Genomic DNA, 23,156 nt, shown 5'->3' with positions numbered 1-23,156 from the left:
TCACTTGCCGCTTAAAACGCGGCTGGCGACGTTGATATATTTGCGGCCGGCATCGGATGCATCCTGAAGTGCCTTGTCCATATTATCTTCGCTGCGAACGCCGGCAAGCTTGATCAGCATGGGAAGATTGACCCCTGCGATGACTTCGACATTGCCGTTATTCATGACGGAAATCGCAAGATTGGAGGGCGTGCCGCCGAACATGTCCGTCAGGATGATGACGCCGTTGCCGTCATTGGCGCGTGCAACAGCGTCGATGATATCCTGCCGGCGCTGATCCATGTCGTCTTCGGGACCGATACAAACCGTCTCGATCAATTTCTGGGGACCGACGACATGCTCCAACGCATGGCGAAACTCCTCAGCCAGCTTGCCATGGGTGACAAGCACTAGTCCGATCATGAAATGCTCCCTTGCACACGCACTCTCATTGCCGACTATCGCAACGCGGCAATCCTGTCCATCGGTGGGATTTCATCTTGATGAGGAAAATGCGAATCGCAAGCCTAAAATCGCCCGAATCATCGTCACTTCACATTCGTTTTAAAAAGATTCTGAGCAAGTGCAGCAAATTTTCCATAGGGCGTCAGGCTGGAAAGCGGAATGCGCAGAAGCCGGATATGCCCGCCGCAGGGCAGGGAAAACCTCTCGTCATCTTCGGGAAGTCTTGGATTTGTCCCTGAAAGAACTGTCGTGACGGCAAAATGTAGTGGAGCGCGCGCAACGCTTCTGATGGAAACGATGCCGCTGCCGCGCAATTCCAGCAGGCCGGCGATGGCGTCCGGCCGCTCGCCAATGATGTTGTCGCCATCGCGATACACGAAAATCTGATCGTCCGCGATCAGCGCCGCCGGCAATCCGCAGCGTTCGGCCTCCGTTAGAAAGCTGAAGGCAAGTTCGCTTTTGCCGCTGCCCGACGGTCCGACGAAAAGAATGCCGGTGTTTTGAACGGTGATGGCGGTGGCGTGCAGGTTGAAGCGTTCAGCGGTCATGGGTTTCGGCCGCCGGCAGCGACAGGGTGAAGCGCGCGCCGGAAATCACGCCATATTTGTCGACTACGTTCTCCGCCCGCAGACTGCCACCATGGGCTTCCGCGATCTGGCGGCTGATGGAAAGGCCAAGGCCGGAATTCTGTCCGAACCCTTCGCTCGCCGGCCGGTCTGTGTAGAAGCGCTCGAAAATCCGGTCGATGTCTTCTGCCTGAATGCCGGGCCCGTTGTCCTCCACCTGCACGATGCAACGATCCTTGTGACGGGAGAGGCGCACGGTGATGCGGCCGCTTTCCTCGGCAACGAAGGATCGCGCATTCTCGATGAGGTTGGTGACGATCTGACCGATACGCAGATCGTGACCATTCACCACGAAGGAGGTCTTTGCGCCCGCTTTCCGGTCGATGACATAGTCGATCGTCACACTTTTCTTCTTGGTGCTTATCTGGCGGGATATATCCACCAGACCCTTCATCAGCACATCGAGATCGAGCGGAGAGGCGTCGGCGCGCGCCAGTTCGGCATCGAGCCGCGACGCATCCGAAATGTCGCTGATCAGGCGGTCGAGACGGCGCACATCGTGGAAGATGATTTCGGTCAGGCGCTGTTTGGACTCTTCGGTCTTGGCGCGCGGCAGGGTTTCCACGGCGCTGCGCAGCGAGGTCAGCGGGTTCTTGAGCTCATGGCTGACATCGGCGGCGAAGCTTTCGATGGCGTCGATACGGTCGTAAAGCGCCGTCGTCATTTCACGCAATGCAATCGAAAGATTGCCAATCTCATCCTGACGCGCCGAGAAATCCGGTATTTCCTCGCGGGTTCTCGCCCCGCGGCGCACGCGGATTGCAGCCGCCGAAAGCCGCCGAAGCGGCGTGGCGATGGTGGAGGAGAGGAGCAGCGACAGGACGATATTGACCAGCGTCGCGATGCCGAAGACGCGCATGATGGCAAGGCGCTCCGCATGCACGATCTTGTCGATGTCGCCCGCTTGCGTAGAAAGCAGCAGAACGCCGAGCACGGCCCGGAAGCGCTGCACCGGTACGGCCACGGAAACAATCAGCTCGCCCTTTTCCGTGACACGCACGACCGCGCCGCGCACGCCGGTCAACGCATTCATCACTTCGGGATAGATCGAACCGTCGCCGCCGGGCGCTTCCTTATATTGCGGCAGGCTGCTCGGCTGCAGCATGCGGTTGAACATGCTGGTGAACCAGTCGCCCCAGCTTTGCGTCTCCGGTGTTACCGGCGGCAGGTCGAAACGCAGCACCTGACCGCGCGAATAAAGATGACGGGAATCGAGCAGGAGGTTGGCGTCGGCATCGAACAGCCGCGCACGGGTGCGCGTCGGCGAAATCAGCCGCCGCAGCACAGGTGCGACCCGCTCCGGATTGATCGGGAAACTCAAGTCCTCGTCATTGGGGGCAGGGGTGATGCTCTGCCCCGCCTGCAATTCGAGCAGCTTTTCCGGATTGATGGTGATCGAGTTGGTATCGACCGAGGCGGAAGCGGAGACAGCGCCGGCGATGATCTCGCCCTGCGTCAACAGGCTTTCCACGCGCGCGTCGATCAGCCCCTCGCGGAACTGGTTGAGATAGAGAATGCCGCCGACCAGAACCACCGTCGCCGCGACGTTGAAAAAAAGGATGCGGCGCGTGAGGCTGGAAAACACCGCATTGCCGAAGATGCGCCGGATGATCGTCAACGGATGGATACGATGGCGGCGTTCGCTGCCGCGTTCTTCGGCATCGTCACTGTCCGAGACGGTTTCCGGCGTTTTCTTCAACACGTATTCAAGTCCTCACCGCCGCTTATCGGGCGGTCCCTTCTGCGTGAGTCGGCTCTTCAAGCCGCTTCGCGGAAGCGATATCCTACGCCATAAAGCGTTTCAATCATATCGAAGTCGCCATCGACCAGTTTGAACTTCTTGCGAAGGCGCTTGATATGGCTGTCGATGGTGCGGTCGTCCACATAGACCTGTTCGTCATAGGCGGCATCCATCAGCGCGTCGCGGCTTTTCACCACGCCCGGTCGCTGCGCCAGCGAATGCAGGATGAGGAATTCGGTGACCGTCAGCGTCACCGGCTCACCCTTCCAGGTGCAGGTGTGGCGTTCCTGGTCCATGGCGAGCTGCCCGCGCTCCAGCGTGCGCGCCTGCTGATCGGCGGTCGGCTTCAGCACGCTGCCGGTTGCAGCAGACGCTTCGCGGCTGCTGGCGCGGCGCAGGATGGCTTTGACGCGTTCCACCAGAAGACGCTGCGAGAAGGGTTTCGTGATGAAGTCGTCCGCGCCCATCTTCAGGCCGAACAATTCGTCGATCTCTTCATCCTTGGAGGTGAGGAAGATAACCGGCAGATCCGACTTCTGGCGAAGACGCCGCAGAAGCTCCATGCCGTCCATGCGTGGCATCTTAATATCGAAAATGGCGAGCTGCGGCGGGCGGGCGATCAGCCCGTCAAGCGCGGAGGCGCCGTCCGTATACGTTTCGACCCGGTAGCCTTCGGCTTCGAGCGCGATCGATACCGAAGTCAGAATATTCCGGTCGTCGTCGACAAGCGCGATCGTCTGCATGTAGTTGGTCTCCATCGTCATTTTCTCGTAACTCCCGACATTCACCCAGCCAAGGTTGTGCGCCGCGAGCCACTCTCTTGAGTATAAAGGTGGAACAAATTGTGGCAAAGGAAAACTCGCCCCGAAATCGCCAGTGAGGCGGGAGCGGATTTTGCAAAAAGGCCGCAGCTGGATTTTAATGCGTCTTCAACCGATTTAAAAAGAAATAAAATCTTTTAAATCGATTAATATATTGAAATCACTAAGTTTTTTAAAGTCAGGCTCTTGCGTTTCCAAAAGCTGCCACGTATTTTCCGTGAAAATTTCAACGGCCTTATCGTCATTTACAAGGAACGCGTCATGAACGAGCTTGGGGTTCATAATCCTGCCAATGGAGTTGCGGAACTCGGACTGGGCGAGGCCTCCCGCGTCTTTTATAACCTCAACGAGAGCGAATTATACGAACACGCTATCCGCAACGGTGAAGCCGAACTGACCATCGATGGTGCGCTGCGTGCCGTCACCGGCCAGCATACGGGCCGCTCGCCCAAGGACAAATTCGTCGTTCGTGATGCTTCCACGGAAAACACAATCTGGTGGGACAACAACAAGCCGCTGTCGCCGGAAAATTTCGAGCTGCTGCGTCAGGACATGCTGGCCCATGCCGCCGGCAAGACGCTTTACGTGCAGGACCTGATCGGCGGCGCCGATGAGGAAAATGCGCTGCCGACCCGCGTCGTCACCGAGCTTGCCTGGCATTCGCTGTTCATCCGCAATCTGCTGATCCGGCCGAAGCGGGAGACGCTTTCGGGCTTCAGCCAGAAGCTCACCATCATCAACCTGCCAAGCTTCAAGGCTGATCCGGCCCGTCACGGCGTTCGCACGGAAACGGTCATCGCCTGCGATCTGACCAAGGGCCTCGTCCTCATCGGCGGCACCTCCTATGCCGGTGAAAACAAGAAGTCGGTTTTCACGGTGCTGAACTACCTGCTGCCGGCCAAAGGCGTGATGCCGATGCATTGCTCGGCCAATGTCGGTCCTGAGGGTGACTCCGCCGTGTTCTTCGGCCTCTCCGGCACCGGCAAGACCACGCTCTCCGCCGACCCGGCGCGCACGCTGATCGGCGATGACGAACATGGCTGGGGCGAACACGGCATCTTCAATTTCGAAGGCGGCTGCTACGCCAAGGCGATCAAGCTTTCGGCGGAAGCCGAGCCGGAAATCTATGCCGCGACCCGACGTTTCGGCACGGTTCTTGAGAACGTTGTGCTGGATGAAAATCGGGTTCCCGATTTCAACGACAATTCGCTGACGGAAAACACCCGCAGCGCCTATCCATTGCACTTCATTCCGAATGCGTCGGAAACGGGCATTGCCGGCCATCCGAAGACGATCATCATGCTGACGGCGGATGCCTTCGGTGTGCTGCCGCCGATCGCGCGTCTGACACCGGAACAGGCCATGTACCACTTCCTCTCCGGATACACCGCTAAGGTTGCCGGCACGGAAAAGGGCGTGACCGAGCCGGAAGCGACCTTCTCCACCTGCTTCGGCGCGCCTTTCATGCCGCGTCACCCAGCGGAATACGGCAACCTGCTGCGTGAACTGATCGGCAAGCACGGCGTTGATTGCTGGCTGGTCAACACCGGCTGGACCGGCGGTGCTTACGGCATCGGCAAGCGCATGCCCATCAAGGCGACCCGCGCGCTTCTGACCGCCGCACTGACCGGCGATCTGAAGAACGCACAGTTCCGCACCGATGCGAATTTCGGCTTCGCTGTCCCTCAGTCGCTTGATGGCGTCGACAGCGCAATCCTCGATCCGCGTTCCACCTGGGCCGATGGCGCAGCTTACGACGCGCAAGCGAAGAAGCTGGTGTCGATGTTCGTCACGAACTTCACCAAGTTCGAAGATCATGTCGACAGCAAGGTGCGCGACGCAGCGCCGGGCCTTTTGCTCGCGGCTGAATAATAAAGCCTCATTTGTGAGGAGGAGCGGACCCGGCCTTGTGCCGGGTTCTTTCGTTTGCTCCGCTGTTTTCATTTTTCGCGATCTGTGGCATCACCGGCGCGGAGAGAAAACATGGCCAGCGACCCGCTTTACATCAATAACCGCATCACCATTGCCGGCTGGGAACTGACGGAGCAATTCGTGCTGGCCGGCGGGCCGGGCGGCCAGAACGTCAACAAGGTCTCGACGGCGGTTCAGCTGTTTTTCGACATTGCCAATTCGCCCTCCCTTCCGGATCGGGTAAAGACCAATGCACTGCGCCTCGGTGGCAGGCGTGTGTCGAAAGATGGTGTGCTGATGATGGAGGCAAGCCGGTTTCGCAGTCAGGAACGCAATCGCGAAGACGCCCGCGAGCGGCTGAAGGAAATGATTCTCGAAGCTGCCGCCCCTCCGCCGCCGGTGCGCAAGGCCACCAAGCCCACCAAGGGGTCGGTTGAGCGCCGCCTCAAGGCGAAGTCTGGCCGCTCCGATATCAAGAAAATGCGCGGCAAACCCTCGGGCGAATAAGGGCCAAATGTTTCGCCCTTGTCATAGAGCTTCAAATATCGTCTGGTAAGCCTCCCTACAACCAAGGAGGGTGCTATGGGTCTGTTCAATTTCATCAAGGAAGCGGGAAAGAAGCTCGGTATCGGCGGTGACGATGCCCCTGATGTCGAAGCTGTCAAGAAGGAACTCGCTTCCCACGATCTCGGCACGGACAAGGTTCAGGTCGAAGTGGTGGACGACAAGGTCGTTCTGAAGGGCGAAGTAGCCGATCAGTCGGTTTTCGAAAAGGCGGTCATCGCGGTCGGCAATACGCTCGGCATTTCCAAGGTCGAGGCTGGCGAGCTGAAAGTGACTGACGCGCCCGCGAAAGAACCCGTCTTCTACACGGTCAAGAAGGGCGACAATCTCTGGAAGATTGCGGAAGCCCAGTATGGCAAGGCAAATGGCGCGAAGAACAACATCATCTTCGAAGCCAACAAGCCGATGCTGACGCATCCCGACAAGATTTATCCCGGACAGGTCCTGCGTATTCCTGAGCTTGCATAATAGCGGATTTTAACCGCCGAAGGTGCCGCCATGCGCGGCATCTTCACAGCTTGCGAAGCGCTACCGTGTCGATCAGGTGGTTCTTGCCCTTGCGAAGGATGAGATCGGCGCGCGGGCGCGTCGGCACGATGTTCTGGCGCAGGTTCTTCAGGTTGATGTTCTGCCAGAGCCCTTCGGCAATGCTGAGCGCTGCCTCTTCGCTGATCGACGCATAACGGTTGAAGAATGAATTCGGGTCGCGGAAGGCAGTCTGTCTCAGATTCATGAACCGGTTCACATACCAGTTGTGAATGAAGTCCTCGTCGGCATCGATATAAATCGAAAAATCGAAAAAGTCGGAAACGATCGGCACGATCCGCCCACCCGCCGGCAGGTCGCGCGATTGCAGTACGTTGATGCCTTCGAAGATCAGGATATCCGGCTGGTCTATGACAGTGAATTCGTTCGGCAGAACGTCGTAGGTCAGGTGCGAATAACGCGGCGCCTTCACATTCGGCTGGCCCGCCTTTATCGCCGATAGGAAACGCAGGAGCGCGCCGATATCGTAACTTTCGGGAAAGCCCTTGCGCTCCATCAGGTTTTCCCGCCGCAGGACCTCGTTTGGATAGAGAAATCCATCAGTCGTGATGAGATCGACCTTCGGGCTGGAGGGCCAGCGGGCCAGAAGCTCCTTCAGTATACGCGCCGTTGTGGACTTGCCAACGGCCACCGATCCGGCAATGCCGATGACAAAGGGCGTCTTGTTGACGTCACCCATGTTGAGGAAGCGGTTGCGCTGTTCGAATAGCAGCTGCGAGGCTTCTACATGGGAGGACAACAGGCGCGATAGCGAGAGATAGATGCGCCGCACTTCATCCAGATCGATCGGATCATCAAGCGAACGTAGCCGTTTGACCTCGTCGGCGGAAAGGGTCAGTGGCGTATCGGCGCGAAACTTCGCCCATTCTTCCGAACTGAAGAAGTGGTATGGCGAATATTCATCCGGTCGGAAATGATCGAGTGTGCCTGGCATGCCTCTCTCCCCGCTGCCTGCCTCCACATTCATGATGTCGGCCTCGCCGCCTTTTCCGCAAGGCCGGTCTGCCCGGTCCGGCGCTCCAGTTCGGCAAAGACGTCACTCAAGGGAATCTCGGCGACCTTCAGCACCACCAGCAGATGGTAAAGCAGGTCGGCGGCCTCGTTCTTCAGCCCATCACGGTCTTTCGCGATGGCGGCGATGACGGCTTCCACGGCCTCTTCGCCGAGTTTTTTGGCGGCGCGTTCCTGACCGGCAGCAACCAGCTTGGCCGTCCAGGATTCATCAGGAGAGGCGGCGGCGCGTGTCGCGACGATACGCTCCAGATCGGAAAGGGAAAATGCGCTCATGGGGAAATCCTGCAATCAGTCGAGACGCATGGCGATACCATGCTCGGCCATGTAGTTCTTGGCTTGCCCGATCGAATAGGTGCCGAAGTGGAAGATGGAGGCTGCAAGCACCGCAGTTGCATGGCCATCGCGCACGCCCGCCACCAGATCGTCCAGAGTTCCAACGCCGCCCGAGGCGATGACGGGCACGCGAACCTGATCGGCAATGGTGCGTGTCAGGCCGATATCGTAACCGCTTTTGGTGCCGTCGCGATCCATCGAGGTTACAAGCAATTCGCCGGCGCCGCGTTCGACCATCTTGATGGCGAATTCGACGGCGTCGATCCCGGTCGGCTGGCGCCCGCCATGGGTGAAGATTTCCCAGCGACCTTCTTCTCCGTCCTTCGAAACGCGCTTGGCGTCGATGGAAACGACGATGCACTGGTTGCCAAATTTATCGGCCGCCTGCGCCACAAAATCCGGATCCTTGACGGCTGCGGAATTGATCGAGACCTTGTCGGCCCCGCACAGAAGCAGCTTGCGGATGTCGGCGACGCTGCGAACCCCGCCGCCAACGGTCAGCGGCATGAAGCAATGGTCGGCGGTACGCGAGACGACATCGAAGATCGTGTCACGATTATCCGAAGAGGCGGTAATGTCGAGGAAGCAGAGTTCGTCCGCTCCGGCCGCATCATAGGCTTTCGCCGCCTCGACGGGATCGCCAGCGTCGATCAGGTCGACAAAGTTCACGCCCTTGACGACACGACCGTCCTTCACATCCAGGCAGGGAATAACGCGGGCTTTGAGGGTCATACGTTTACCTCCTTTGCAGCCTTGATGAGGGCAAGCGCCTCGGCGGGGTCGATGCGGCCGTCGTAAAGCGCGCGGCCGGAAATCGCGCCCTCGAGCTTTGCGGCATCCGGCTGCAGCATGCGCTTGATGTCGTCGATGGAGGCAAGGCCGCCGGAGGCGATGACCGGGATGGAGACGGCACTCGCCAGTTCCAGCGTCGAGGCCCAGTTGATGCCGGCTAGAATGCCGTCACGATCGATATCGGTATAGATGATGGCGGCAACGCCAGCGCCTTCAAAACGTTTGGCAAGTTCGATGACACCGAGTTCGGAGGCTTCCGCCCAGCCTTCCACCGCCACCTTGCCGCCTTTGGCGTCGATGCCGACGGCGACCTGGCCGGGGAAACGTTTGCAAGCCTCAATGACCAGGACCGGATCGCGAACTGCCACCGTGCCGAGAATGACGCGCGCAAGACCACGGCTCAGCCAGGCCTCGATATGATCCAGCGTGCGGATGCCGCCGCCCAGCTGCACCGGGTTTTTCGTGGCTTTCAGAATGGCATCAACCGCTGCACCGTTGACTGTTTCACCAGCAAAGGCGCCGTTGAGATCAACCACATGCAGCCATTCAAAACCCTGATCCTCGAAGGCCTTGGCCTGTGCGCCGGGATCGGTATTGTAGACGGTTGCCTGGTCCATATCGCCGAGTTTCAGGCGAACGCACTCACCGTCTTTGAGATCGATTGCGGGGAAAAGAATCATGTCAGGGCTTCCAGCGCAGGAAATTGGAAATCAGGGCAAGGCCGAGCGTCTGGCTTTTTTCCGGGTGGAACTGCGCGCCCGCCATATTGTCGCGGCCGACGAAAGCCGTCATCGCGCCACCGTAATTGGTAGTGGCGATGACGTCTGCCGAATGCTTGGCCGCCAGATGATAGGAATGCACGAAATAGGCGTGCAACCCGTCAGCGCCTGTCTTGATGCCGTCGAACAGCGGGTGGGCGTGGCGGATTTCCAGCGTGTTCCAGCCGATCTGCGGAATCTTCAGGCCCGGATCGGACGGCGTCATTTCCACGACATCGCCTTCGATCCAGCCAAGGCCCTTGCTGACAGTCTTTTCCAGCCCGCGCGAGGACATGAGCTGCATGCCGACGCAGATGCCGAGGAAGGGATGGGCCTTTTTCTCCACGGCTTCGATGAGTGCGTCATGCATTCCGGGAACGGCGTCAAGACCGGCGCGGCAATCCGCATAGGCGCCGACACCCGGCAGCACGATGCGGTCCGCCGAGGCGACATGATCCGGCCTGTCGGTCAGGTCGATAGTTGCATCGATGCCGGCTTCGCGGGCGGCACGCTCGAAAGCTTTGGTGGCCGAACGCAGGTTGCCCGAACCGTAGTCGATAATCGCGACACGCATGTCAGCGCCTTCCATTCAAGTCGAAAAGAAACGATCCGGCGGGATCGTTGACGAAGTTTTTGCCGCCGCTCTTTTGCGGCGAAGGGGTCCAGACTGGCTGGGACAGCTGTTCTGTCACGCCAGGATTCTCGGATAGACCGGAGAAATATATGTCTTCGGCACTCGAAAGATCAGGGGCGGAAACGACTGACGCCAGCGTCCAGCCTTTGCGCATCAGGTGCCGGACGAGAAAATCGCGACCCTCCAACGCCGTGATAATCCCGATGGCAAAATTGCACAGAATGCCGATTGGTTCGAATCCGGCTAACATCGAGGCCTGCCCGGCCGCGACGAGGGCGATGACGACGATAGCCGCCGCCAGCCACAGCCGGTTAATCGCAAGCCATAACCATGGCGCAATGAGAGCCAGCCAGACGAAACGATCGGCAATGAAGTGGGTCGTCTTGTGGTTCCTGTCCGGCCCGTTGGGGGCTTCCAGAACGAGATAGCTTGTCATGGGCTTCCTGACGCTTTGGCGTCAGGCCAGCATACCCTTCGTCGAGGGAACGCGGCCTGCCTGCCGGGGGTCGATCTCGGTTGCCGTGCGAAGAACGCGGGCAACGGCCTTGAAGCACGTTTCGGCGATATGATGGTTGTTGGCGCCGTAATGGTTCAGGATATGCAGCGTAATGCCGGCATTCTGCGCGAGCGCCTGAAAGAACTCGCGCACCAGTTCGGTATCGAAGGTGCCGATCTTCGGCGCGGAGAAATTGACGTTCCACACAAGGAACGGCCTGCCGGAAATATCGACGGCGGCCTTGGTCATCGTTTCGTCCATGGCCAGATCGAGCGAGGCGTAACGGGTAATGCCACGCCGGTCGCCCAAGGCCTTGGCAATTGCCTGGCCGATGGCGATGCCGGTATCTTCCACGGTGTGGTGGTCATCGATATGCAGGTCGCCCTGAACTTCGATGTCCATGTCGATCAACGAATGGCGGCTCAGCTGGTCCAGCATATGGTCGAAAAATCCCACGCCGGTGGAAATTTTCGATTTGCCGGTGCCGTCGATATCCACACGGACCGAAACCGAGGTTTCGTTGGTCTTGCGGATAATCTCGCCTTTACGTTCTGCCATTTTGGCCGCTCCGTGAAAATATTGCCGTTCCTTATCAGCACGGGACACAAATATCCAGTTGTTCCATCGTCTTGGCTGACTTGCGGAAAACCCGGTGTGATCCCGATGATTGCAATCGGAAAAACCAGACTTACATAGAACCCGAAAAGGGCCGTAACCCGGCCCGTTAACCCCAGGCCCGGCAGGGCAGACAGGTGTTTGATGACAACAATCATTACAGTCAGAAAGGGCGGCAAGGTCGTCATGGCTGGCGACGGGCAGGTAAGCCTTGGCCAGACCGTCATGAAGGGCAATGCGCGCAAGGTTCGCCGCATCGGCAAGGGCGAAGTGATTGCCGGTTTTGCCGGCGCGACGGCGGATGCTTTTACGTTGCTCGACCGTCTCGAAAAGAAACTCGAGCAATATCCCGGCCAGCTGATGCGCGCCGCCGTGGAGCTCGCGAAGGACTGGCGCACGGATAAATATCTGCGCAATCTCGAAGCCATGATGCTGGTGGCCGATAAATCGACCACACTTGCCATTACCGGCAATGGGGACGTGCTGGAGCCGGAACACGGCGCGATCGCTATCGGTTCCGGTGGCAATTATGCCTTTGCCGCCGCACGCGCCATGATGGATACGGACAAATCGGCTGAAGAGGTGGCGCGCCAGTCGCTCGATATCGCCGCCGATATCTGCGTTTATACCAACCACAGTCTCGTCGTCGAAACCCTCGACGCCGAATAAGCAATTACTCACCAAGGGTCCTGTGGGCCGGGCCAAATGGCCGGCCGGAACAGGAAAGCCGAGAGGATAGAATGACCACTTTTTCTCCCCGGGAGATCGTCTCGGAACTCGACCGCCACATCATCGGTCAGCATGATGCGAAACGTGCGGTCGCGATTGCACTGCGCAACCGTTGGCGCCGCCAGCAGCTCGATGAGAGCCTGCGCGACGAAGTCATGCCGAAGAACATTTTGATGATCGGGCCGACCGGTGTCGGCAAGACGGAAATTTCCCGTCGCCTCGCCAAGTTGGCCGGTGCGCCTTTCATCAAGGTTGAAGCCACCAAATTCACCGAAGTAGGCTATGTCGGCCGCGATGTCGAGCAGATCATCCGTGATCTGGTCGAGATCGGCATTGGCCTTGTGCGCGAAAAGAAGCGCGCCGAAGTCCAGGCCAAGGCGCATCAGAGCGCCGAAGAGCGTGTGCTTGACGCACTGGTGGGCGCAACGGCATCGCCGGGCACCCGTGAGAACTTCCGCAAGAAGCTGCGCGACGGCGAATTGGACGACAAGGAAATCGATATCGAGGTGACGGATAGCGGCTCGGGCATGCCCGGTTTCGAAATTCCCGGCATGCCGGGCGCCAATATCGGCGTGCTCAACCTGTCGGAAATGTTCGGCAAGGCCATGGGCGGACGCACCAAGAAGGTGCGCACGACGGTGTCCAAATCCTATGCCGATCTTATCCGCGACGAATCCGACAAGCTGCTCGACAATGAAATGATCCAGCGCGAGGCGGTGAAATCGGTCGAAAATGACGGCATTGTCTTCCTTGACGAGATCGACAAGATCGCCGCCCGCGATGGCGGCATGGGCGCCGGCGTGTCCCGCGAAGGTGTGCAGCGCGATTTGCTGCCGCTTGTCGAAGGCACGACGGTTTCGACGAAATACGGGCCGGTGAAAACCGACCATGTTCTCTTCATCGCCTCGGGCGCCTTCCATGTGGCAAAGCCTTCGGACCTCCTTCCCGAACTTCAGGGCCGCCTGCCGATCCGCGTCGAGCTGAAGCCGCTGACGAAGGAGGATTTCCGCCGTATCCTGACCGAGACGGAAGCAAGCCTCATCCGCCAGTATAAGGCGCTGATGGCGACGGAAGAACTCGATCTCGATTTCACCGATGACGCCATCGATGCGCTGGCCGATGTGGCCGTTCATCTCAATTCGTCGGTCGAGAACATCGGCGCCCGCCGTTTGCAGACGGTCATGGAGCGTGTTCTGGACGAAATTTCCTTCAATGCGCCGGATCGCGGCGGTTCCGCCGTCAAGATCGATCAGGAATATGTCCGCAAGCATGTCGGCGATCTCGCCGCCGATACGGATTTGTCCCGTTATATTCTCTGAAGATTTCAGGGATCCAAGAAAGAAGAGTGCGGCCATATTTGCCGCACTCTTTTATTTTATCCGCCTTGTCTCGCATTCAGCCCGCATTTTGTTTATGGGAAGGGCTGCATTCCGGTTGGAACCGCTTTCGTGGAATGGTCCGGTTTTCCCAGCACCTTTCGCTGGCGGAAGCCGCAGGCTTGAGAAAAGGCATTCGCTCGTGCGCAAAACTCTTCTGGCATTTGCCGCTGCTTTGACGTTCACCGTCACCGCGTCTTCTTACGTCGAAGCCGCGACGGTCGTTCCGCCAGGCAATCGCAATGCCGAACAGCCCGGCGTTCCCGGCGCTTCTGCAAAAAGAACAAAAGCGTCCAACACCTCTTTCGAGCGCAAATACCAGAAGGTCATCGACCTCTTGTCCTCCGACAAAGCTCTAATCGCCAAGATCAAGTCGACGGCCGGGCGCTACGGCATCGATCCGATCCATATGATCGGCGCGATCGTTGGCGAACATACCTATAATGTCGACGCTTATGACCGACTGCAGTCCTATTACGTCAAGGCTGCTTCTTATGCGGGCAACAGCTTTCGTTTCGGCTACAAGGACGAAACCATCGCGCAGTTCCTCACGCATTCGCAATTTGCAAAATGCCAGTCGAAAAGGGATTCCTACAGCCTCTGGAACTGTCGGGAAGATGTCTGGGAAGACAACTTCCGCGGCAGGACGGTTGATGGCGTCGCCTACCCGAACAATCGCTTCAGCGCCGTGTTTTTCCAGCCCTTCTATGCCGGCCAGACCTTCGGCCTCGGTCAGATCAACCCGCTGACGGCGCTGATGTTGTCCGATATGGTGTCGAGAACGTCCGGCTATGAGAAGCTGGATGAGAACGACGCCGCTGCCGTCTATACCGCCATCATGGACCCTGACCGGTCGCTCGCTTTCATGGCGGCGTCCATCCGCAAGTCTATCGACGACTATAGATCGATTGCCGACATGGATATTTCGAAGAATCCGGGTGTGACCTCGACGCTTTATAATGTCGGCGGATCTCAGCAGCGCGCTACCATCCTTGCCCAGAAAAATCGCCAGCGCGCTTCAGGCGGGGAGCAGCCTCTGTTGCCGGAAGAAAATTATTATGGCTGGCTGGTGAATGACCGCATCAAGGATCTGCAGGCGCTTTTGTAGAAAAAGGCGACGATCGCCCACATTGTTTCCAAAATGGAAATAATATTTGGCTGTCCGCCGCAATTGACGAGCGACCGCCTCCGCGTCCAATCTGTGCCTTCAGAATAAAGGAGGCGCATGTGAGCCGCACGAATAAATTCGGTCTTTCCATCGATGACAGGCTTTATGCCTTTTTGACAGACGATGTTCTGCCAGGCACGGGTCTGGACAACGAAGCGTTCTTTGAAGGTTTTTCGACCATTGTTCACGAGCTTTCTCCGAAGAACCGCGAATTGCTTGCAAAGCGCGACGCCCTGCAGGAAAAGCTGGATGGCTGGTATCGGCAGAATGGCGCGCCGGCAGACTTTGACGCCTATGAGGGCTTTCTGAAGGACATCGGCTATCTGCTGCCGGAAGGCCCGGGCTTCCAGGTGGAAACCAGCAATGTCGACCCTGAAATAGCCGCCGTTGCCGGCCCGCAGCTCGTCGTTCCGGTCATGAATGCGCGCTATGCGCTGAATGCGGCCAATGCCCGCTGGGGTTCGCTTTATGATGCGCTTTACGGAACGGATGCCATTTCTGACGCCGACGGCGCGGAGAAGGGCAGGGGGTACAATCCGAAGCGCGGTGAAAAGGTCATTGCCTGGGCGCGAAATTTCCTCGATGAATCCGCTCCGCTGGAGACGGGAAGCTGGTCCGAGGTGACCGGTTTCAAGACCGAGGATGGCCTGTTGCAGCTTGCCATCGGCGACGCCAGGACTGGCCTCAAGGATGCAGCCCAGTTCAAGGGTTTCAGCGGCGAAGCGGCAAAGCCTGCAACGATCCTGCTCGGCAAGAATGGTTTGCACACCGAAATCGTCATCGATCCCACGACCGAAATCGGCAAGGGTGACAAGGCGGGAATCTCAGATGTCATTCTCGAATCCGCCCTCACGACCATCATGGATTGTGAGGATTCGGTTGCCGCCGTCGACGCCGAAGACAAGGTGCTGGTTTATGGCAACTGGCTTGGCCTGATGCGCGGCGACCTGACCGAAGAAGTATCAAAGGGCGGCAAGACCTTCACCCGCAGCCTAAACCCGGATCGCTATTACGCCGCTCCCAATGGCTCTGCGCTTACACTGCCGGGTCGGTCCCTGATGCTGGTGCGCAATGTCGGTCATCTCATGACCAATCCGGCGATCCTCGACAGGGAGGGCCGCGAGGTGCCGGAAGGCATCATGGATGCTGTCGTCACGGCGCTGATCGCCCTTTATGATGTCGGTCCATCCGGGCGGCGTCAGAATTCCCGCGCCGGCTCGATGTATGTCGTCAAGCCGAAGATGCACGGGCCGGAGGAAGTGGCCTTCGCCAACGAAATCTTCAGCCGGGTCGAACAGCTTGTCGGCATGGCGCCGAACACCATGAAAATGGGCATCATGGATGAGGAGCGCCGCACCACGGTCAACCTCAAGGAAAGCATCCGCGCCGCAAAGGATCGCGTCGTCTTCATCAATACGGGCTTTCTCGACCGCACGGGCGACGAAATCCACACCTCGATGGAAGCAGGTCCGATGATCCGCAAGGGCGATATGAAGCAGGCGGCGTGGATCGCCGCTTACGAGAACTGGAACGTTGATATCGGCCTCGAATGTGGCCTTTCCGGCCATGCGCAGATCGGCAAGGGCATGTGGGCCATGCCGGATCTGATGGCGGCCATGCTGGAGCAGAAGATCGCGCACCCCAAGGCTGGCGCCAACACCGCCTGGGTGCCTTCGCCGACGGCGGCGACTCTGCACGCCACGCACTATCACAAGGTCGATGTCGCTTCGGTGCAGGAGGGGTTGAAAAGCCGCGGCCGTGCAAAGCTCTCCGATATTCTGTCGGTGCCGGTCGCGCCGCGTCCCAACTGGACACCGGAAGAAATCCAGCGCGAACTCGACAACAATGCGCAGGGTATTCTGGGCTATGTCGTGCGCTGGGTCGATCAGGGCGTCGGCTGCTCCAAGGTGCCCGATATCAACGATATCGGGCTGATGGAGGACCGCGCCACGCTTCGAATTTCCGCGCAGCACATGGCGAACTGGCTGCGCCATGGTGTGGTGACAGAGGGGCAGATCGTCGAGACGATGAAGCGCATGGCTGCCGTGGTCGATACGCAGAATGCGGGTGATCCGGCCTATCTGCCGATGGCATCCGACTTCGATGGATCGGTGGCATTTCAGGCGGCTGTCGAACTGGTGCTGAAGGGTCGCGAACAGCCTAATGGTTACACCGAACCTGTTCTGCACCGCCGTCGCCTGGAACTGAAGGCCAAACAGGCAGCCTGAAACCGTCAGCAGTCCTGAGAAACAAAAAAGCCGCCGGGGATATCCACGGCGGCTTTTTCTTATCCGGTATCTGATCTTTACTGGATCACGACCACTTTCGTGCTGCGTCCGGGACGGACGCGGCTGTAGAGGTCGATCACATCCTGATTGATCATGCGGATGCAGCCGGAAGAGGCCGCGGTGCCGATAGAAGCCCACTCGGGCGAACCATGGATGCGGAACAGCGTGTCCTGTCCCTTTTCGTTGAAGAGATACATGGCGCGCGCGCCGAGCGGGTTGGAAAGGCCCGGGCCCATGCCGGCCTCGACATATTTCGCCACTTCCGGCTTGCGGTCGGCCATTTCCTTCGGCGGATGCCACATCGGCCATTCCTGCTTCCAAGCGACATAGGCTTCACCGGCCCAGGCAAAACCCGCCTTGCCGACGCCGATGCCGTAACGAACCGCACGGTTGCCGGACAGGATGTAATAGAGGTAGCGATCGCGCGTATTGACGATGATGGTGCCAGGGCGCTCCGAAGTCTGGAATTCGACGATCTGGCGACGGTACTTCTCATTCACGCGATTGATCGGAATGGCCGGCAGCGCATAGCCCGCATCGGTCACGGGACCGTACACATCGTTGAAGATCTGGACCGTTTCGACCTTCGCCGGAACGGGATCGGCAACCGGTACTGACGCTGCGATCTTGCCGGAGGTCGGAGTGGAGGATTGGGAGGTTGTTTCGGCGCAGCCGGCCAGAGCCAGTGCTGCCGTCAGACCGAGTGCGGTCAATGGGGTACGGATGCGCATGTTGTTCTCGCGGAAAATTCGCCAAATTGTGCGAAGGAGTAGGCTTAATTGGATAAATCGGTTATTTTCCATTCAGCCGCTCTTGGCAAGCCGTTGCGCCGCCGCGAGGTGGTTGCGCCTTTAAAATTGCCGGTTGATTGCCTTTTTTGCAACAATGGGCCAAACGCTTCAGCAGCCTTTATCCATGACTATTCTTTCCGTTACCAACAATAATCCGTTAATCGACGGCCGCCAGTCGGACAAGGCGATGCTGGTGCGCCGCGGCGTTCAGGTGCTTCTGCACGAAATGCGCCATTCGGTGCTGCCGGAGTTGCCGCTTGCAAGCGGGCGACGGGCCGATCTCATCAGTCTGTCGGTCAAGGGTGAAATCTGGATCATCGAAATCAAATCCTCCATCGAGGATTTCCGTGTGGATCGCAAATGGCCGGACTATCGCCTGCATTGCGACCGACTGTTCTTCGCCACCCATCCAGAGGTTCCGACCGATATATTCCCGGAGGAATGCGGGCTGATCCTGTCGGATGGATATGGTGCCCACGTGCTGCGCGATGCGCCGGAACATAAATTGCCGCCGGCGACCCGCAAATCGGTGATGTTGGATTTTTCGAGAACCGCTGCGACCCGGCTGATGCTGGCGGAATGGACAACCGGGCGCAGCTTCGGCGAATAATACCGTTACTTTGGCGCGCGTTTCGCGAGAATGCGCTGCAAGGTGCGCCGGTGCATGTTGAGCCGGCGCGCTGTTTCCGAAACGTTTCGCTCGCACATTTCATAAACGCGCTGAATATGCTCCCACCGAACCCGGTCTGCCGACATGGGGTTTTCGGGAACTTCGGTCTTTTCACCCTTGCGCTGCGTCAGCGCATTGAACACATCGTCCGCATCGGCGGGCTTTGCCAGATAGTCCAGCGCTCCGAGTTTCACGGCGGTAACGGCGGTTGCAATATTGCCATAGCCGGTCAGAACCACGATCTGCGTATCGTCCCGGTTCTGCCTGATCGCCTCGATGACTTCCAGACCGTTGCCATCCGCAAGCCTCAGATCGACCACCGCATACTTCGGCGGCGCAGCCCTGGAGCGGGCAATGCCGTCGCTCACCGTCTCGGCCGTATCGACGGCAAAGCCGCGTGTTTCCATTGCCCGGGCAAGCCGGCGCAAAAACGGGCCGTCATCATCGACAATCAGCAGCGATCTGTCGGGTCCGATCGGATCGCCGTCGTCCGTTGGCGCGCTGGTAGAGTTGTTCTCGTCGTCTGTCTTCATGTTTGCGGCCTTCCGGCAACTTCGTCGGGTTTGTTTTCTTCTTCTTATCGCCGCTTCAACGTGGATGGTAAAGTCAACGGCTTCTTTTATCGTCCATAAGCGCTCGAGGCCAGACGATTGTCACCCTTGCTCCCTTTTCGCTTGTGCCACGATTTTCAAAAGTGACACTGGCGCCGGAGCGCTCCAGCAGGGTCTTGGCGATGAAAAGCCCAAGCCCGAGCCCGCCCGCCCGTGTGTCGTTGTGACGTTCGGTCACATAGGGTTCGCCGATGCGCGCAAGCACGTCATGGGCGTAACCCGGCCCGTCGTCTTCAATGATGACGGCGACGTTCTGCTGATCGTAATCTACGGTTACGGTCACCTTTTCCCGCGCATAATCCACGCCGTTTTCAATGAGGTTGCCAAGACCGTAGATGATACCGGCATTGCGGATACCGACAGGTTCGTCGGCGCGATTGTTCTTTTCAACGAGTTCGAGGCGGATGCCGAATTCCCGGTGCGGCGCCATCACCTCCTCGATCAGCGAGGAGAGCGGCAGGCGGCGCATATGTTCTTCGTTGTCGGTGGAAAGAGAGGTGAGCCGGCGCAGAATATCGCGGCATCTTTCGCTCTGGCTGCGCAGCAGCGCTATATCTTCGCCAAATTTTTCGTCGTGTCCAAGTTCCCGCTCCATCTCCTTCGCGACAACGCTGATTGTTGCGAGCGGCGTGCCGAGCTCGTGCGCCGCCGCCGCCGCCAGCCCGTCCAGCTGCGAGAGATGTTTTTCCCGCTCCAGCACCAGCTCCGTTGCAGCCAGCGCATCCGCCAGCTGGTTTGCCTCATGCGAAACGCGATAGGCATAAAAGGCCGCAAAAGAGGTTGTGGCGATGATCGCGACCCAGGTGCCGACATGCAGCAGAAGCTGGATCGGCAAAACCTCGCCGGGATACCACGGAACCGGAAAGGGTGAAAAGGCGATTGCGGTCGAGCAGATGATGGCAAAGCCAAGAAGAATAAGCGAATGCCGTAACGGCTGGGAGGCAAACGCAATGATGACCTGCACGCAGATCAGCGGCGCGAAGGGATTGGAAAGTCCGCCGGTGATGTAAATGAGCGCCGTCAATTGCAGCAGGTCGAAGGCCAGAAGCAATGTCGCTTCCCAGGGCTCCAGACGATAGGTGGAGGGAAAACGAGCGGTGAGAAACAGATTTGCAAGAGCGAGCGCCGCAATCAATAGGCTGCAGGCCAAAAGCGGCAGGGGAAAATTGAATCCGAAGGCGACAAGCAGGATCGTCGCCGTCTGTCCCGCAACCGCCAGCCAGCGCAGCCAGACGATTGTCTGCAACCTTATCCTGCGGCTGGCGCGGCCGAGCCTCGTGGTTTCGATAGAATGGCCAGCCACCGTCATCTCCTTTACCCTGTCCCTCATCATCACGTTCCGCGCGGTTTCGCGCGGCTAGTCGGCAGGGCCGATGCCGGGTCCTCCGGCCATGGATGGCGTGGATAACGCCCGCGCATATCCGCCCGCACATCCTTCCAGGACCCCGACCAGAAGCCCGGAAGATCGCGTGTCGTCTGTATCGGCCTGTGCGCCGGCGAGGTCAATTCCAAGAGCAGCGGCAACCGCCCCTGCGCAATGGTCGGGTGAGCTCTCAAGCCGAAAAGTTCCTGCACGCGAATGGAAAGCGTCGGTTCGCTGGCGTCGTAACGGATGGGATGCCGCTGGCCCGTCGGTGCTTCGAAATGCGTCGGCGCCAACTTGGCGAGATCGCGCGCTACCTCATGCGGCACCAGAGACAGGATCCCTTCGGAGAGGCTGCCGGGTCGAATGTCCTGCAGGCTACGCGCGCCGTTCTGAAAAGGGACGAACCACTCTTCCAGCCGCGAAAGCAACGCCTCTTCGCTGACATCTGGCCAGGGCTCCCCGATACTGGCGTTCAGAAAACCGATCCTGTCGCGCAACTGCAGCGTCTCTTTCGAAAAAGGAAGGATGCCGATGCCGAATTCCCGAACGCCATTGGCGAGCGCCTGTGCCGCCTGTTCACCCTCGGGACGGGGGAGGGGTGTCTCATCGAGGATGATGGCGCCAAGCCGTGTCACCTTTCGCGCGCGGGCCTGGCCGCTCGCCTTGTCGAAAAGCAGCTGGTCCTGCTGAACGATGAGGTGCGGCATTCGCTCCTCCATATCGGTCCTGTCTATGCCTGCCGCGGCAAGGATGCGCGGCTGCGCCGCTCGTCCGGTAATATCGGCAACCACCAGCATTTTGCTCGCCGCCAGCCGTTCTGTCTCTGCAAGCTCTGCGCCACGCCCGTTGGCCATCACATACCGTCCCCGCGCGCCGCGCTGAAGCGCGATCCTGTCTGGATAAGCGTGCAGCAGCAGCGGACCGGCCCCGCTCGGCAATTCGGCTGCCGCCGTTTTGTCGCCGATCGCGTCAAACAGCCTCGATGCCAGCTTGCGCGCCGCCTGCGCCCTTTCGCTCCTGTCGGAAAGAAAGCGCCGCAGCCTTTCATCTAGATCGATGTCGTTTCCGCCGAGCCCCTGTTCCGTCAGCATGACGGCGAGCATCGCCGCCTTCTTCCCCGCGCCTTCGCTTGCCGCCGCAATCACCATGGCCGCCAGCCGTGGCGGCAACGAAAGGCCGCGCATCAGATGGCCGCGCTGCGTCAGCGCTCCGACTTTGTCGAGCGCGCCCAGATTTTTGAGAAGCGCCATCGATTCTTTAAGTGCGGCTTCCGGGGGCATATCCAGAAAGGCAAGAGAAGAGGGATCCTGAACACCCCAATGGGCGAGATCGAGCACAAGGCCGGCAAGATCGCTTGCCAGAATTTGCGGTGGCGTGAAGGCGTTGAGCGCCGCCGTCTGCCCCGGATGCCACAGGCGGATCGCAACACCGGGTTCCGTTCGCCCGGCGCGTCCCGCCCGCTGGTCGGCGGAAGCGCGCGACACCCGCAACGTCTCCAGCCTCGTGATTCCCGTTGCGGGCTCGAAGACAGGTAGTCGCTGCAATCCGCTGTCGATCACTACACGCACGCCATCGATGGTAATCGAGGTCTCCGCAATCGAGGTGGCAAGCACGATCTTGCGTCGTCCGGCCGGCGCCGGCTTTATCGCCGCATCCTGCTCCTTCTGCGAAAGGTTGCCGTAAAGCGGGATGATATCCGTATCTGCGGGAAAACGTCCCTCCAGCCGTACGGCCGTTCGGGTAATTTCCGACTGTCCCGGCAGAAAGGCGAGGATGGAGCCGTTTTCCGACCCATGGACCTCAGTGATCGCCTTGGTAACTTTCTCTTCAATCGGCACGCCCTGCCAACGATCCTCATAACGGACGTCGATTGGAAACGTCCGCCCAAGGCTCTGAATGATCGGGGCGTCTGCCATGAGCGTGCTGATGCGTTCGACATCGAGCGTGGCGGACATGACGAGGATACGCAGATCGTCGCGCAACCCACCCTGCACATCAAGCGCTAGCGCCAGTCCGAAATCGCCGTCGAGCGAACGCTCGTGAAACTCGTCGAAAATCACCGTCGAAACGCCGGCAAGTTCAGGATCGTCCAGGACCATGCGGGCAAACACGCCTTCGGTCACCACTTCGACGCGTGTTTTCGAGGAGATGCGATTGTCGAGCCGCATGCGGTAGCCGACGGTTTGCCCGACATCCTCGTGAAGCAGTTCGGCCATGCGCCCGGCTGCGGCACGCGCGGCGAGCCGGCGCGGTTCGAGAAGAATGATCTTGCCGTCACCCCGCCAGTCCTGCTGCAAAAGATGAAGCGGCACCAGCGTCGTTTTACCCGCGCCCGGTGGAGCCGAAAGAACTGCGCGCTTCGCCCCGGCCAGAGCCTCGGCGATATCGCCGAGAACGGCACTCACGGGAAGTTCGGGCAACTCGGCCTTTATAGGAACGGGCATTCTAGTCATGCAAACAGGCCTGCGGCTCTGGGGTGGTGTTTAAGCGTCTCATATGCCGTTTTCTAATGCACCGTCCCGCACTTTGACAGCCGTATGTAAGGAGCAGGCAAATGCTCCGTCGTTAAAGTCACGGTTCCTTGCGCGCTATTTGCAGTCAAGACCGGAGAAGCAGGCATTGGGCGCGTGGCGAAATGTCGGAAGCTTCCGTCTCTTTCGCTTGTTTTCGCTTCGCTTCACGAAACTACCTAATAAAATCAATAGTTTGATAAAAATGTCAGTTTTTTGACGATAGGTGTGTTGACTTGTTTGGTGAGGTTCTCTTATAAGTCCGCTCACTGAACGAGGGCGGCGGCGCTGCTGGCGACGAAGTCTTTCGTTCTAAGAAAATCAAGAAGATGAGCTGAATGCTTGTTTGTTT

At 59.0% G+C, this 23,156-nt stretch carries 23 protein-coding genes; 8 read left to right on the top strand and 15 right to left on the bottom strand.

Annotation, left to right across the window (positions count from 1 at the left end):
* From PL599_RS21550 to chvI, 4 genes are all read right to left on the bottom strand, one after another.
* Window positions 1–402: a PTS sugar transporter subunit IIA gene (locus PL599_RS21550; RefSeq protein WP_003505374.1), complete on the bottom strand. Its 402-nt coding sequence runs from the start codon at window positions 400–402 to the stop codon at window positions 1–3.
* Between the two features lie 125 nt (window positions 403–527).
* The gene (locus tag PL599_RS21545; RefSeq protein ID WP_269825250.1) at window positions 528–992 is read right to left on the bottom strand and encodes an HPr kinase/phosphorylase; all 465 of its coding nucleotides are present in this window, start codon (window positions 990–992) and stop codon (window positions 528–530) included.
* Window positions 982–2,772 (bottom strand): two-component system sensor histidine kinase ChvG, encoded by a 1,791-nt coding sequence (gene chvG / locus PL599_RS21540; RefSeq protein WP_077983697.1) that lies wholly within the window; start codon window positions 2,770–2,772, stop codon window positions 982–984. The genes PL599_RS21545 and chvG overlap by 11 nt, the downstream gene beginning before the upstream one ends.
* 56 nt (window positions 2,773–2,828) lie before the next feature.
* A complete protein-coding gene (gene chvI / locus PL599_RS21535) occupies window positions 2,829–3,554 on the bottom strand; it encodes a two-component system response regulator ChvI (RefSeq protein ID WP_003505377.1) in 726 nt (241 codons plus the stop codon).
* 339 nt (window positions 3,555–3,893) lie between these two features.
* On the opposite strand from chvI, the gene PL599_RS21530 reads away from it, so the two are divergent.
* The 3 genes from PL599_RS21530 (at window position 3,894) to lysM (ending at window position 6,575) form a co-directional block, all read left to right on the top strand.
* Window positions 3,894–5,504 carry a phosphoenolpyruvate carboxykinase gene (locus PL599_RS21530; protein WP_269825249.1) on the top strand — a complete coding sequence of 537 codons (1,611 nt, stop codon included), beginning with the start codon at window positions 3,894–3,896 and terminating at the stop codon, window positions 5,502–5,504.
* A 111-nt stretch (window positions 5,505–5,615) separates the two neighbouring features.
* Window positions 5,616–6,050 (top strand): alternative ribosome rescue aminoacyl-tRNA hydrolase ArfB, encoded by a 435-nt coding sequence (arfB, locus tag PL599_RS21525; protein WP_269825248.1) that lies wholly within the window; start codon window positions 5,616–5,618, stop codon window positions 6,048–6,050.
* Between the two features lie 75 nt (window positions 6,051–6,125).
* A complete protein-coding gene (gene lysM / locus PL599_RS21520; protein ID WP_080792060.1) occupies window positions 6,126–6,575 on the top strand; it encodes a peptidoglycan-binding protein LysM in 450 nt (149 codons plus the stop codon).
* A gap of 43 nt (window positions 6,576–6,618) precedes the next feature.
* Here the strand turns inward: lysM and coaA are convergent, their stop codons facing one another.
* From coaA to hisB, 7 genes are read right to left on the bottom strand one after another with little or no spacing between them, the layout of a single operon-like run.
* Window positions 6,619–7,620: a type I pantothenate kinase gene (gene coaA, locus PL599_RS21515; RefSeq protein ID WP_170985697.1), complete on the bottom strand. Its 1,002-nt coding sequence runs from the start codon at window positions 7,618–7,620 to the stop codon at window positions 6,619–6,621.
* A complete protein-coding gene (locus PL599_RS21510) occupies window positions 7,617–7,940 on the bottom strand; it encodes a phosphoribosyl-ATP diphosphatase (protein WP_269825247.1) in 324 nt (107 codons plus the stop codon). The genes coaA and PL599_RS21510 overlap by 4 nt, the downstream gene beginning before the upstream one ends.
* A gap of 15 nt (window positions 7,941–7,955) precedes the next feature.
* Window positions 7,956–8,732: an imidazole glycerol phosphate synthase subunit HisF gene (hisF, locus tag PL599_RS21505; protein ID WP_269825246.1), complete on the bottom strand. Its 777-nt coding sequence runs from the start codon at window positions 8,730–8,732 to the stop codon at window positions 7,956–7,958.
* Window positions 8,729–9,472, bottom strand: a complete 744-nt coding sequence (hisA, locus tag PL599_RS21500) for a 1-(5-phosphoribosyl)-5-[(5-phosphoribosylamino)methylideneamino]imidazole-4-carboxamide isomerase (RefSeq protein WP_269825245.1) — start codon at window positions 9,470–9,472, stop codon at window positions 8,729–8,731. The genes hisF and hisA overlap by 4 nt, the downstream gene beginning before the upstream one ends.
* Window position 9,473: 1 nt before the next feature.
* On the bottom strand, window positions 9,474–10,124 hold the full coding sequence (hisH, locus tag PL599_RS21495; protein ID WP_269825244.1) for an imidazole glycerol phosphate synthase subunit HisH: 651 nt from the start codon (window positions 10,122–10,124) through the stop codon (window positions 9,474–9,476).
* Between the two features lies 1 nt (window position 10,125).
* Window positions 10,126–10,620 (bottom strand): DUF2628 domain-containing protein, encoded by a 495-nt coding sequence (locus PL599_RS21490; RefSeq protein ID WP_271359872.1) that lies wholly within the window; start codon window positions 10,618–10,620, stop codon window positions 10,126–10,128.
* 21 nt (window positions 10,621–10,641) lie between these two features.
* Window positions 10,642–11,238 (bottom strand): imidazoleglycerol-phosphate dehydratase HisB, encoded by a 597-nt coding sequence (gene hisB, locus PL599_RS21485; protein WP_010970622.1) that lies wholly within the window; start codon window positions 11,236–11,238, stop codon window positions 10,642–10,644.
* Between the two features lie 201 nt (window positions 11,239–11,439).
* Here hisB and hslV point away from each other — a divergent pair, with 201 nt between their 5' ends.
* The 4 genes from hslV to PL599_RS21465 all read left to right on the top strand — a co-directional run bounded on the left by hslV (window position 11,440) and on the right by PL599_RS21465 (window position 16,796).
* Entirely contained in the window at window positions 11,440–11,964 is a 525-nt protein-coding gene (gene hslV / locus PL599_RS21480; protein WP_142912861.1) for an ATP-dependent protease subunit HslV, read from the top strand.
* Window positions 11,965–12,035: 71 nt separating this feature from the next.
* Window positions 12,036–13,343, top strand: coding sequence for an ATP-dependent protease ATPase subunit HslU (gene hslU, locus PL599_RS21475; RefSeq protein WP_137412392.1), 1,308 nt, complete (start codon window positions 12,036–12,038; stop codon window positions 13,341–13,343).
* A 199-nt stretch (window positions 13,344–13,542) separates the two neighbouring features.
* The gene (locus PL599_RS21470) at window positions 13,543–14,508 is read left to right on the top strand and encodes a DUF1402 family protein (protein WP_077983726.1); all 966 of its coding nucleotides are present in this window, start codon (window positions 13,543–13,545) and stop codon (window positions 14,506–14,508) included.
* A 119-nt stretch (window positions 14,509–14,627) separates the two neighbouring features.
* Window positions 14,628–16,796: a malate synthase G gene (locus PL599_RS21465; RefSeq protein ID WP_269825242.1), complete on the top strand. Its 2,169-nt coding sequence runs from the start codon at window positions 14,628–14,630 to the stop codon at window positions 16,794–16,796.
* A 77-nt stretch (window positions 16,797–16,873) separates the two neighbouring features.
* Here the strand turns inward: PL599_RS21465 and PL599_RS21460 are convergent, their stop codons facing one another.
* Window positions 16,874–17,587: a L,D-transpeptidase gene (locus tag PL599_RS21460; protein WP_077984989.1), complete on the bottom strand. Its 714-nt coding sequence runs from the start codon at window positions 17,585–17,587 to the stop codon at window positions 16,874–16,876.
* A 184-nt stretch (window positions 17,588–17,771) separates the two neighbouring features.
* Between PL599_RS21460 and PL599_RS21455 the strand changes: the two genes are divergently transcribed.
* Window positions 17,772–18,257 carry an MmcB family DNA repair protein gene (locus PL599_RS21455; protein WP_077984991.1) on the top strand — a complete coding sequence of 162 codons (486 nt, stop codon included), beginning with the start codon at window positions 17,772–17,774 and terminating at the stop codon, window positions 18,255–18,257.
* Between the two features lie 5 nt (window positions 18,258–18,262).
* Here the strand turns inward: PL599_RS21455 and PL599_RS21450 are convergent, their stop codons facing one another.
* The 3 genes from PL599_RS21450 to hrpB all read right to left on the bottom strand — a co-directional run bounded on the left by PL599_RS21450 (window position 18,263) and on the right by hrpB (window position 22,747).
* Entirely contained in the window at window positions 18,263–18,850 is a 588-nt protein-coding gene (locus PL599_RS21450) for an ActR/PrrA/RegA family redox response regulator transcription factor (protein WP_077984988.1), read from the bottom strand.
* 73 nt (window positions 18,851–18,923) lie between these two features.
* Window positions 18,924–20,231 (bottom strand): two-component system sensor histidine kinase ActS, encoded by a 1,308-nt coding sequence (actS, locus tag PL599_RS21445; protein WP_077984990.1) that lies wholly within the window; start codon window positions 20,229–20,231, stop codon window positions 18,924–18,926.
* Between the two features lie 29 nt (window positions 20,232–20,260).
* Window positions 20,261–22,747, bottom strand: coding sequence for an ATP-dependent helicase HrpB (gene hrpB / locus PL599_RS21440; RefSeq protein ID WP_269825241.1), 2,487 nt, complete (start codon window positions 22,745–22,747; stop codon window positions 20,261–20,263).
* Window positions 22,748–23,156 lie beyond the last annotated feature (409 nt).

The sequence above is a fragment of the Agrobacterium sp. ST15.16.055 genome, from assembly GCF_027956555.1.
Classification (GTDB): domain Bacteria; phylum Pseudomonadota; class Alphaproteobacteria; order Rhizobiales; family Rhizobiaceae; genus Agrobacterium; species Agrobacterium salinitolerans.
This window is presented reverse-complemented; position numbering and strand designations above follow the sequence as displayed.

Coding starts and splice junctions, on each gene's coding strand:
- PL599_RS21450 (WP_077984988.1), bottom strand. CDS start 18,850: ATGAAGACAGACGACGAGAACAACTCTACCAGCGCGCCAACGGACGAC.
- PL599_RS21510 (WP_269825247.1), bottom strand. CDS start 7,940: ATGAGCGCATTTTCCCTTTCCGATCTGGAGCGTATCGTCGCGACACGC.
- hslU (WP_137412392.1), top strand. CDS start 12,036: ATGACCACTTTTTCTCCCCGGGAGATCGTCTCGGAACTCGACCGCCAC.
- PL599_RS21455 (WP_077984991.1), top strand. CDS start 17,772: ATGACTATTCTTTCCGTTACCAACAATAATCCGTTAATCGACGGCCGC.
- coaA (WP_170985697.1), bottom strand. CDS start 7,620: ATGAATGTGGAGGCAGGCAGCGGGGAGAGAGGCATGCCAGGCACACTC.
- hslV (WP_142912861.1), top strand. CDS start 11,440: ATGACAACAATCATTACAGTCAGAAAGGGCGGCAAGGTCGTCATGGCT.
- hisH (WP_269825244.1), bottom strand. CDS start 10,124: ATGCGTGTCGCGATTATCGACTACGGTTCGGGCAACCTGCGTTCGGCC.
- PL599_RS21460 (WP_077984989.1), bottom strand. CDS start 17,587: ATGCGCATCCGTACCCCATTGACCGCACTCGGTCTGACGGCAGCACTG.
- PL599_RS21490 (WP_271359872.1), bottom strand. CDS start 10,620: ATGACAAGCTATCTCGTTCTGGAAGCCCCCAACGGGCCGGACAGGAAC.
- lysM (WP_080792060.1), top strand. CDS start 6,126: ATGGGTCTGTTCAATTTCATCAAGGAAGCGGGAAAGAAGCTCGGTATC.
- chvI (WP_003505377.1), bottom strand. CDS start 3,554: ATGCAGACGATCGCGCTTGTCGACGACGACCGGAATATTCTGACTTCG.
- PL599_RS21545 (WP_269825250.1), bottom strand. CDS start 992: ATGACCGCTGAACGCTTCAACCTGCACGCCACCGCCATCACCGTTCAA.
- PL599_RS21550 (WP_003505374.1), bottom strand. CDS start 402: ATGATCGGACTAGTGCTTGTCACCCATGGCAAGCTGGCTGAGGAGTTT.
- hisF (WP_269825246.1), bottom strand. CDS start 8,732: ATGACCCTCAAAGCCCGCGTTATTCCCTGCCTGGATGTGAAGGACGGT.
- hisB (WP_010970622.1), bottom strand. CDS start 11,238: ATGGCAGAACGTAAAGGCGAGATTATCCGCAAGACCAACGAAACCTCG.
- PL599_RS21530 (WP_269825249.1), top strand. CDS start 3,894: ATGAACGAGCTTGGGGTTCATAATCCTGCCAATGGAGTTGCGGAACTC.
- hisA (WP_269825245.1), bottom strand. CDS start 9,472: ATGATTCTTTTCCCCGCAATCGATCTCAAAGACGGTGAGTGCGTTCGC.
- arfB (WP_269825248.1), top strand. CDS start 5,616: ATGGCCAGCGACCCGCTTTACATCAATAACCGCATCACCATTGCCGGC.
- hrpB (WP_269825241.1), bottom strand. CDS start 22,747: ATGACTAGAATGCCCGTTCCTATAAAGGCCGAGTTGCCCGAACTTCCC.